Source organism: Dysgonomonas sp. HGC4, from assembly GCF_001261715.1.
Classification (GTDB): Bacteria; Bacteroidota; Bacteroidia; order Bacteroidales; family Dysgonomonadaceae; genus Dysgonomonas_A.
Window position 1 is genome coordinate 1 of the sequence record NZ_CVRU01000124.1, and the last position, 10916, is coordinate 10916.

A 10916-nucleotide genomic window follows, 5' to 3' on the forward strand; every position below is an offset into this window, starting at 1 on the left:
CATTTATTTAGCTACAGAAAAGACAAAAATAAAAAGAGACTAACTAAAAATCACAAAAACAATTATCTATTACCAATATTAACACATTTACAAAAAATAACCGTATCATATTTAACGAATAAAGGTCTAATAATAAATGAAGAAGCTATAAAATTTTCAAATAATGAGAGCTGTTTCAGGCAATACATCTAAGAGAGAGATAACGAGCAGTAGTACTTTATTAGTAAATATCACAAAAGCCACTCACAACTAGCGTGTCATGAGTGGCTTTTTAATATTTTACATAAACGAGAATAACTCTCTTATCTATTATTTTAGAACTTATGTGTATTTAAATTTTTATCAACTAAAAATCCATCTATAATCTTCAAATCAAATTTCAATTTTTGCTTAGCTCTAAATTTCAAGATAAAGAGATCCATAGTACCTTCAACAGGTTCTTTGTCGCCTATATTGATAAATGTTGGATACAAAGCTTTTACTCCATTTGTATGAAGTCTGTCATTAGTAAGGTTCTCCATTTCTTTCATATTTAATGGCTCTATACCAATAAACTCATAATTCTGTGGATCATATGGCAAAGCAAAGCTCAAAGCATTTAGAGATCGAAGGTCAATTCCCTTAACATAAATTTCGAATACTTCATCTTTATTCAAATTTTGCCTCTTTGTACTTATCTCAATATCTCCAGTAACTTTTGCGACTTTATCATCTCCTACACCATCCAGCTGTGTTGCAACAACAGAAATATCGTAAGCATCTATCAAACCATTCTTATTGATATCTCCATTACTGATATATCCTTCGAAATCAGCATCACCTTTTCTCAATCCTGTGTAATTAGTATATGATGTCAAATCGTTTCTATCAATCAGGCGATCATTATTAATATCTCCCGGAAGATAACTTTCAGTATTAGGCACTTTAAATACATATAATTCTCGACCCGAACCAAAGCCTTTAACCCCATCCGTAATAGATAATTTCATATAGCGAGCTGTCGGATGATTTGTAAAATCAAATACTTTGATCTCGTCATTATTTGCCCATTCAAATGAACCTGCTTCCATCCAAATTTCTTTGTCATTACTATAAAAGACATTCCCTTTCAATAATGTTCCATTTCCTCTTCCAATACGTGGCAAATAATGAAACTTATCTAATTGATTTATTGTTTTCAAATCCATTATCAAATCGAATGGAATAGAGTTTGTTCCCCATTTAGTATGCCACAAATTACTTTCAGCAAAGTCGAATAGTTTTTCAATATCCGATTCTGCTTCATTTTCAGCAGTAGTCTCACCTACAATTCCTCTAATAGCAAATTCCAAAGGATTAGATTTAGTTGTAGCACTGAATGTAGCCCAATCCGAATATCCATCTTTATTTACCGAGCGTATTTTGAAAGGATAAGTCGTCTCTACATTCAACCCATCAAATAACAACTCAGTATCTTTTATCGTCGTATACAGCATTCCGTTGAAATCAATTTCATAATAGTCTGCATTGTCTACTCTATCCCATGTTGGTTTTAGAGTATATGCTTCTCTATTTTCTTCTGTAACTTGAGCAGCGGCAGGAGCTTTTATTGAACCCGATGTTACTCTATACTTATCAGAAGGCTCGAATAAAAACCCTTCTATATTCAGGGTTGTTTTGTTAGTTGTAATATCAGAAGAAGCCAACTTTACAAAAAGCTGCGGGTTCTTAATAATAACTTCTTTCTCAAACTCACTACCTTTAGTTGCAAACTTATTTAAGTTTGGGGCAGCATCGTAGAAGTAAACATTTTCCTTTTTCAAAAATTCGTCCTTAGAATTTACCTCAGCTAATTTCACTTTATTATTCCCAACCTGAGCTGAAATCTTCTTTGGCTTTTCCGTTACATTTATCCTGAATTCTGTCGATTTTTGCTTAACAAAACCATTAAAATCTCCTTTTGAGGGATGTATAGTCAGCACCACATTATTTTTATCACTAACATTAGACTCAATTAAAGTAGTAACTCCCTTACCCAATCTGTATGCTTCAGTTGTCCCATCATCATCATATTCAGTAAATGAACTGTTCCCAAATGGATATATTTCATATATACGAATGCCTTTATCTATTTCGGAAACATTGTTATTGGGATTAGTCATTGGAATAATAGCTCCATTCTTAACAAATACCGGAAGTTTCCACAATGGTGATGCATAATTATTGATAATGGAATTACCCTCATATTTATCTCCTGAGAAATAGTCAATCCAAGAACCTTCTGGTAAATAAATTCCATTGCGGATATCATTACCTTTATCATCCGACTTCGTCTCTTGATAGATAGGTGCAACTAAAAAATTAGCTCCGTATAAGAATTGATATTGTGTAGATTTCCCTTTAGTATAATCATTAGGATATTCCAAGAACATGGCTCTAATCATAGGCATTCCGTCAATAGCCTCTTTGGCAATGCTATATGTATAAGGAATAAGTTCTGACTTAAGTTTCAGATACCATCGGTTTATAGATGTTGTCGGTTCACCCAACGCATGAGGGTATTTTTCGTTAGCTCCCCATCCATCCATATTCAATTCCATAGGAGTAAATGTTTTCCACTGAAAATCTCTGGTATTAACTACCAGATTTTTACCGCCAAAAATTCCATCTACGTCAGAGGTTATATTAGGTTGACCCGATAATCCAGAGCCAATATAAGTTGGTATATGAAAACGAATGTATTCCCATACTCCACCAGTTTGGTCTCCCGACCACACTCCCGCATAGCGTTGTGTACCTGCCCAACCATCAAGCGATATGATAAAAGGTCTGCTGTTATCTCCATAATAGGTCATAATATTAGCCACATCAGCAATACCATTCAAACCAAAAGAGTATCCTGCACCTACCCAAGCCACATCTGTTTTTAAGACACGCACACCCGCGTCTCTTACTTCCTTTACAATATCTCTTTGCAGGAGAGCATCTATTTCGGGTTTAGGATGTAAGTCCGATTGAGTCCAAAGACCAATTTCAACACCATTCTTATGAGCATAATCAGCCAGGCTCTTCAAATTCTGAATATTTCCATCCAAAGTTCCCGTTTGTCCATATCCGGCACCATAGCCATCATTAGGTAGAAGCCATCCTAATGGCATATCGTGATTTTTATAGCGGTCGATTACTCCACGAGCCGAAAACTGATAATTGTCTTTTTCTCCATTCAAAGACTCTTTAATCCCTCCATTATCTTTTTGACTTTCCTTGTAACGCTTTCCATCCTCAAAAAGAATTCCTTTTTCGTCTTCTTTCCAGTAATCTCTGTTGTAAGCATTTAAATGACCTTGATAGAAACCAAATTTGGGTAATAATACAGGGTTTCCTGTAAGTTGATAATAATCATTCAACAAAGGCACAGCTCCATCACTTATCATATAAAAAGCATCTAGATAATCTGTATCGTGAGATAACTTTACAATGCCTTTTTCTCTTCCTCCAAAATCATACTTCCCTTTTTTGAAAGTATACCACATCACACCATATCCATTGGTAGACCAATAGTAGGGAGTGGGCGAAGCGACTCCACCATCAGTCCAGCTATTTTGGTTTTCAATAGATATAGCTTTTCCTTTATGCGAAAATCGCCCATTCTGAACTCCACCTCCGTAAAAATACTCTTGAGGATTCTCTTTGAATGTTAAGACGACTTTTCCTTTCTCAAAAAGAACAGGTTCAGCTTCTTCCAATACAATTCTATTGGTTTCAAGATTAGTGATTTTCAAAAGAGACGTTTGCTTATCTAACTGAACTTTCACTTTTTCGGTAGAAAAAGATATATAACTGTTATCATCCTCTAAATCTAGTTTAGAAATAGATTTTCTAGGATTATCAACTAAAATTTTCGCTTCGGGTTTTGCTTCGGGATCTCTTATTATCCCACCTGAATTATCCAGGAAAACTCTAAAGATATTTTCGCCATAAAAATCGAATGCCATTCTCTGATTGTTAGAGAATAATACTTCAACAGTTGTTGGATTTATCTTTTTTGCACTAATCACATGTTGATTTTGCTGTGTAATCTCAACAGCATTCCTTGTTTGTTCAATGCTATACGCTGAAGAATACGAAAACATCAGAGGTATAACCAATACAAGCAGAGCTTGTTTCTTGTGTTTAAAATTACCAGTTAAGTTTTTCATAATTTAGACTATATAATTTAAGGTGATTTAAATATGATAAAATTAAAAAATATCCACCACTTCTGAGCTTCATCTATATTAAATATAGTAAAAGCGGCTGAAAGAAATTACAAATACAATCATCTCAAAAACTATTAAGATCAGGAAACTAACTACAATGATTATTTGAGATCGAATTCGACTTTTTGTAGAAGTCTTAGAATAAAATAACTGAGGGTATCCAAAAGGATCCCCTCAGTTAATCAAAATAAAAGATGTTTTTTTTATTTATCTATATCTAGAATTATCATACCATTGTAATCGACAGATCGCCGTGAATAATACCTTTTACTGCTGTTAGTTGATTAGCTAAATCTCTCAAAACCGAAGCATTACCTTTCAAAGCTATAATCTCCATACAAGTATCATGATCGAGATGTATGTGCTGAGAGCAAAGGATTACATGATAAAATTGATGTTGTATCTCGGTTATTCGATCTAATAATTCTCTCCTGTGATGGTCGAACGATAATGTAATGGAACCCCCAACAATTTTATTGGAATCCAATTGACTTTCTACCTCCACCTTCTTTATCAAGTGACGAATAGCTTGAGAACGGTTAGGGAATTTATTACTAATAATATAATTATCCAATAAATCTAATACATCCTTTTCTACTGAGACTCCAAATCGAACTACTTTCATTTATCTTGTTTTTTATTTTTCCATTAAAATTAGAGACAACTTCATTGAAGCTCACCAAAGGGTAGCATAAATTTTTTATCATCTCTTGTAAATTCTACAAAGCTCATACCATATACTTTTTCCAACAACTCAACATTAGGAGCAGCAGGATTGGTAGGCGTATAAATATTGCCATGATGCAGATAACAAAAATGATCTGCATACTGAAAAGCGAGAGTCGGATTATGCATAATTGCAATTACTGTAAAATCGTTCTCCGAATAATCTTTCAACTTTTCCATCAGATAGTGTTGATAATAAACATCTAAGTGATTGGTTGGTTCATCCAGAAGTAAGATTTTTGGCTTTTGCATCAATAATCGCCCAATCATTACAATTTGTTGCTCGCCTCCAGAAAGCTGAGTAAAAGATTTGTCCTTTAATCGTGTAATGGATAAGTCTTTTAATATTTTATCAACTAATAAGCGATCTTCTTTTTTAGGAGCGAAACCCGAAAAGGCAGTACGACCTGTTAACAGAATCTCTTCGACTGTAAACGAAAAAACTGACTGGCTAAATTGTGGTAGAAAGCCTATAAGCGAAGCTCTGTCTTTGAAACGCAGCTTATCCATATCCTGACCACAGATGCGAATATTTCCTTGATGCCCTTTCAATAACCCGGCAATAATTTTAAACAGGGTAGACTTCCCTCCCCCATTAATACCCAACAAGACCGAAAACTTATTCTCGGGAAATACAACATTTACTCCATTAAGCACGGGCTTATCGCCATACGAGTAATGCATTTCTTCAATATGTATAGCCTCTGTAATCAATTCCAATTCAGTTTATTTTTTCTCATTAAGAAAACAAAGAAAGCTCCACCCAGTATAGTAGTGAAAATTCCTATTGGTACTTCAAAAACAAATAAAGCCCTAGATAAGTTGTCAATTAGAAGAAGAAAACTTCCTCCTAAGAAAATATTTCCCGGAATTGATTTACTATTGTCCGAGCCAAGTAACATTCTTACAATGTGTGGCAAGAATAATCCATAGAAACTAATAATACCGGCAACGGCTACCGTTGTAGTAGTCATTAAAGTGGCACACACAATCAAAATCAATTTGTCAAAAGAGGGGTTCACACCTACCGATTTGGCTGCATCATCACCCAATGCCAATAAATTTATACGCCAACGATATAAAAATACAATAGCTAAGCAAATCAATATTGGAATAAAAGCCTGCTTCAACTCTATCCAAGAAGCAGCATGTAAATTGCCCATTGCCCATTGTACAATAGCCTGCAATTTGTAAGGGTTACTAATATACTGAACCATAGTAAGCAGAGCCATAAAGACTCCCGAAACGATCATTCCCGAAAGGATAATAGAGACCGTAGATATTTGCTTATGAGAACCGGCAATCATATAAGTTAGAATAACTGCTATAGAGCCACCTACAAAGGCATAAACATTGACAAAACTCAACGAATAAACAATTGCTAACGATGCCCCAAAAGCCGCACCTGATGAAATGCCTAAGATATAGGAATCTACTAATGGATTTCGAAATATCCCCTGCAATACACCGCCTGATGTAGACAAAGCTGCCCCCACCAAAAAGGTAAGTAATATTCGCGGCATCCGGACGTTGAAGAGGATATTCGAAATCATTTCGTACTGAGTAATCTCGCTCGCAGTCATAACACTATCAGCCAATTTCTTATATAGTAAAGGCAAATAGTCAAAAACATTTACTTGTGCAGATGAGCCTATGAACAAAGAGATTACCAACATTGGCAAAGGTAGTCCAAAACATATTATATTAGCAATTTTTCTACTCAATGCAGATATATTTAGAGTGTTAAGATTAGGGTTTAATGGCCGTTAATTGAAAGAGAGCTTCCTCATTTTCGGGCTTATGCAAAATTCTGTTTTGAGCCTTCTCGTCAACCTCAACTTTCGTAAAGCCAACTTTCTCTAACAGTTCAATATCTTTTTGTGGACGACTGTGTTTGCTGATATCCAACCTACTTTTAATAATGTTTGCTTCTTCCATTATTCCGGCAGGATATTTTTCGTGTCCTTCTTGCGAAAAACACATATCTCCAAAATCGCCATCGAAGTTCAAAAACAAACCTTTGGATTTTAAAACCTTGAAGCTTGCAGCATAAAACTTCTCTACATCGGGAGTTGTCCAAGTCATTAATCGAGTAAACACCAGATCAAATTGATTCTCGGGAAATTGTAGTTCCTGAGCATCCATTACATGATAATCAATCGGAAAACTCAAATCAGCAGAAACCCGCTGAGCTTCCTCAACCATATTGGGCGACAAGTCTACCGCTGTAACTTCGTATCCTGCAAGATGAAGGATATTAGCAAAATAACCCGAGGCCGTTCCTACTTCTAAAACTTGATTTCCGGGTAAATGAGGTAAGAGCGATTTAAAGTATTCCAACCAATATGTGGTTTCGGGCAAAGTCCATGCTTCTTTCTTTTCTTCACTCCATATGGCACTTTGTTTATCCCAATATTTAGCAATTTCTGTAATCATTATAAATATTTTATAAGTTTTTCACTGGTTTCTGTTCCGTAAAGCTCTCCTAGTATTTCTTTTATCTCATTTGTTCCATCCCCACCCTTAGAAGCATAAGCCCAATTGTGTATAGCAACTGCTGCACATAGTGATTTGAATGTATGAGGATTATAAAAAAACATCGGCATAAGGTTATGAATCTGCTTTTCGCGAATTGCTGTTACCCCGCCCAATTCGTTTTTATTATAAAACAAATCAGGACTATCGTTCCACATCACAATCATATCAGGATTCCATCCAATCAAAGTTTCGGGATTAATGTTTGGTTTATCCATCTCGAATGGGCATGCATTTTCTACACCAGCCAAATCGAGACAATCGTTCATCATACTGCTACGACCTGCGGTAGAAAAGATACGTCCGTTTGCCCAAGTAAAATAGACCGTTTTATGATTTGAATCACCTTGTGAAGCTGTACGCTCTTGTAGATCCTTTATTTTATTTTTCGCATAAGTGATTAACTCCTCTCCTCTTTCGGTTTTGCCTGTCAGAATAGAAATGTCTTTCATTTCTTTTACCAAGTCTTCGTATCTTGCGGCAGCAGCAATATAAACCGGAATATTCATTCCTTGAAGGGTTTTAACTACACTTTCGGGCAATTGCTGAGCAATAACTAAATCAGGACCCAACTGAATAATACTTTCTAAACTCGCCAGCTCATTACTTCCCGGTGTTGCCAATTCTTTATTTAGGATACGAGAATCGATGTGTTTGTAATAATCATATAATTCACTATCAAAATAAGTCTCAGCAGGAATTCCGATTAACTTATCTTGGGCTTGTAACATATAAATCACATCTACTGATGGATCGAACAAGCATACAATTTTCTCAGCCGGTTTAGATAAATTAATCTCATTTCCTTGAATATCCGTCACCGAAATAGCTGAAGAGCTATCCGACTTCTTATCCTTTGAATTTTGATTACTACAACTTGCGAGAGCTATTAAGCTTAAGAATATAAAAATAATACGCATGGTAAATAGTTTATAGGTTTAGAGTAACTGAGCAACGGTAATTGATTGGAGCTAATTGTACCCAATAATACATATCATTCTTCTTCCAACCTGTTGAATACTGATGTGTATCCAAGATATTATTCACCATCAGATTTACACTGAATTTCTTTTTTGTATAAGCGATTCCTCCATCCATTCTGAAAAAGTCTTTTAATTCCTGAGCATCAATAGATGTAAACCTTTCAGCTCTTCCTGCCATATATTGATACCCTAAAGACAAACTAAAGCTATTGAGTGCCTTAAATGGTAATTCGTAATTAACCCAAGTATTCTGTATATGTTTGATACGGTTAGGTGTAGCCATTCCAACCATAGCCGGATTCTTATCATCTTTAGTAATCTTCGAATCGGTATAAGCGTAATTGATAATTACATTCAAACCTCTAGCAATACGTCCTCGAATATCAAATTCTATTCCTTTTGATTCATTTTCTCCTGATTGGTAGAAATCGTTATTTACCGGGTCTTTAACAATATTATTGCTACGAGTAATGTGATAAAATGAAAGAGTTGTACTTAAAGCTTTATTATACCAATCCTTTTTCAATCCAGCTTCATAACTTACACCACGAATCGGTTTCAGTGCTGTTTTGTCATAAGCTATACCTGCTTGTGGGATAAAAGTATTATCATATAATCCATAGACACTGAAAGATTCTGTTAAAAGAAAATTGGCTCCTAACCTTGGTGTAAGCACCCAATCTGAGGCATCGGTTTCCTCTCCATACTGATTGAAATCGGCATCGGATTGAGTCAACCTGAGTCCTCCCGTAATTTTCAGTTTATCGCGTAACAGAGATATTTCATCCATCACATATGCAGAAGTGTAATATAATCTGCTATCAGTTAAATTTTCGGGAGCATTTATTCCATTCTCCGAATTAAAGTCGCCACCTATCCCATTATTATTGATAACATTCGAATATATAGGATTAGACATACTTAATGGATAAATAGTAGTTGCCGTATTCCAAGTATCTTGTGTTTTGTTTCGTTTGTGGTTAAAGTCTACTCCCGCAAGAAAAGCATGCTTTACTTGTCCGGTCGAAAATTTACCTTGCGTAAACGCCTGTGTCGAAAAGATGTTATATTTCATACCATCATAAACATAATAGCGGTCGAGAATATCAGGGTCTGTTTCATTTTTTCCATATACCCAAAAGATAGTTCCTTCCGATTGACTATTTATATTTGATACCTGTGTAGTAAAAGCCCAATTTTCATTGAATTTCCTTTGGAAGTTTACAAAAACACTATGGTCATTAGCTCTATATGGTCTCAAATTCGGATCGCTTATACTAAAATCTCCGGGTAATGATCCAAAACCATTGGGTGAGATTTGTGCTTCACTCAAAAACATATAGTTTAATCGTTGGTAGATGTAGTCAACCGATAACGATGTTTTATTATCAATTACATATTTAAGAGAAGGTGCAATTAAAATACGATCATTATTATCGAATTGTAGAAAGCCTTTTTTATTCATTCCCATTATATTGAAACGGTACAATAACTTTCCATCCTCATCCACTGCTCCATCCAAGTCGGCTTCAGCTCTTATCAACCCAAAACTACCTTGTATCATTCTGAAAGTTTTTCGGTTCGTGCCAGTAGGCTTTTTGGTGATAATATTATACGAACCGGCAGGATCTCCTATTGAATTCATAAAACCCGATGGGCCTTTTATAAACTCTACACTCTCAATTATGGCAACATCATCGCCAATCGGACCTTTTAACAAAGGACGAAGATCAACTCCATTGCGTTGAGCACTGATATATCCTCCACGTGTATATATGTCGGGAGAAACACCATTATGCAATTCTTCACGAAATGTTCCACTCACATTGCGAGTAACACTTTCTGTTAAATTTAACGATAGCTGATCTTTTAAAACAGATGCATTGATTATCTGTATATTCTGGGGAGTCTTAAGCATTTCTCCTTGTATTCTCAAACTACTGGAGATATTATCCAGATTATATTTTTTATACGGCTGAGCCTTTACCGTAACCTCTAATAGAGTGACACTCTTAACGCTATCTGATTCTAAGGGTGCTTCCTGAGCACACACATAAGATAAAGATAATAGGAAGGTTATAGATCCAATTAACAATACTTTCCTCATAGATATGATAGATATTTACATTAAACTTATTTTGTTAGACTCAGCGCTGTTATTGTCAACAGTAGCACGAATATTATTTTTTTGCTACTTACATTTATGAACAAACATTCAATGATTTTGTTTTTCATTTTCTTGACAATTATGTGAACAAATACTACTCATGTGTTAATTTTCAAACCATAGAGTATATATATTTAAAGAAGAATAATATATATATGATTGATTTTCATAGTTAATACAACAAAGAGAAGAAACTCTAAAAAAAGACACAATCAGACAATGAGAGATAAGCTTTAACTAAATTCGATAGATAAAAAGAATGTAATT

The 10916-nt window shown here is 35.0% G+C and carries 8 protein-coding genes; 1 reads left to right on the top strand and 7 read right to left on the bottom strand.

The window, feature by feature from the left end; all coding sequences use genetic code 11:
- Window positions 1-192 (top strand): hypothetical protein (locus HGC4_RS18960; protein WP_221406874.1); only part of this gene is annotated, 192 nt, incomplete at its 5' end.
- A 122-nt stretch (window positions 193-314) separates the two neighbouring features.
- Here the strand turns inward: HGC4_RS18960 and HGC4_RS12935 are convergent.
- The 7 genes from HGC4_RS12935 to HGC4_RS12965 form a co-directional block, all read right to left on the bottom strand.
- Window positions 315-4178 carry a TIM-barrel domain-containing protein gene (locus tag HGC4_RS12935; RefSeq protein WP_050710560.1) on the bottom strand — a complete coding sequence of 1288 codons (3864 nt, stop codon included), beginning with the start codon at window positions 4176-4178 and terminating at the stop codon, window positions 315-317.
- Window positions 4179-4464: 286 nt separating this feature from the next.
- Complete coding sequence (nikR, locus tag HGC4_RS12940) at window positions 4465-4863, bottom strand: nickel-responsive transcriptional regulator NikR (protein ID WP_050710561.1); 399 nt, start codon at window positions 4861-4863, stop codon at window positions 4465-4467.
- Between the two features lie 41 nt (window positions 4864-4904).
- Window positions 4905-5684 (bottom strand): ABC transporter ATP-binding protein, encoded by a 780-nt coding sequence (locus tag HGC4_RS12945; protein WP_199327728.1) that lies wholly within the window; start codon window positions 5682-5684, stop codon window positions 4905-4907.
- Window positions 5675-6688: a FecCD family ABC transporter permease gene (locus tag HGC4_RS12950; protein WP_199327726.1), complete on the bottom strand. Its 1014-nt coding sequence runs from the start codon at window positions 6686-6688 to the stop codon at window positions 5675-5677. Before HGC4_RS12950 ends, HGC4_RS12945 begins: the two co-directional genes overlap by 10 nt.
- 25 nt (window positions 6689-6713) lie before the next feature.
- The gene (locus HGC4_RS12955; protein WP_050710562.1) at window positions 6714-7400 is read right to left on the bottom strand and encodes a class I SAM-dependent methyltransferase; all 687 of its coding nucleotides are present in this window, start codon (window positions 7398-7400) and stop codon (window positions 6714-6716) included.
- Entirely contained in the window at window positions 7400-8419 is a 1020-nt protein-coding gene (locus HGC4_RS12960) for an ABC transporter substrate-binding protein (protein WP_050710563.1), read from the bottom strand. The genes HGC4_RS12955 and HGC4_RS12960 overlap by 1 nt, the downstream gene beginning before the upstream one ends.
- 10 nt (window positions 8420-8429) lie before the next feature.
- Window positions 8430-10589, bottom strand: a complete 2160-nt coding sequence (locus tag HGC4_RS12965; RefSeq protein WP_050710564.1) for a TonB-dependent siderophore receptor — start codon at window positions 10587-10589, stop codon at window positions 8430-8432.
- Window positions 10590-10916: the final 327 nt, after the last annotated feature.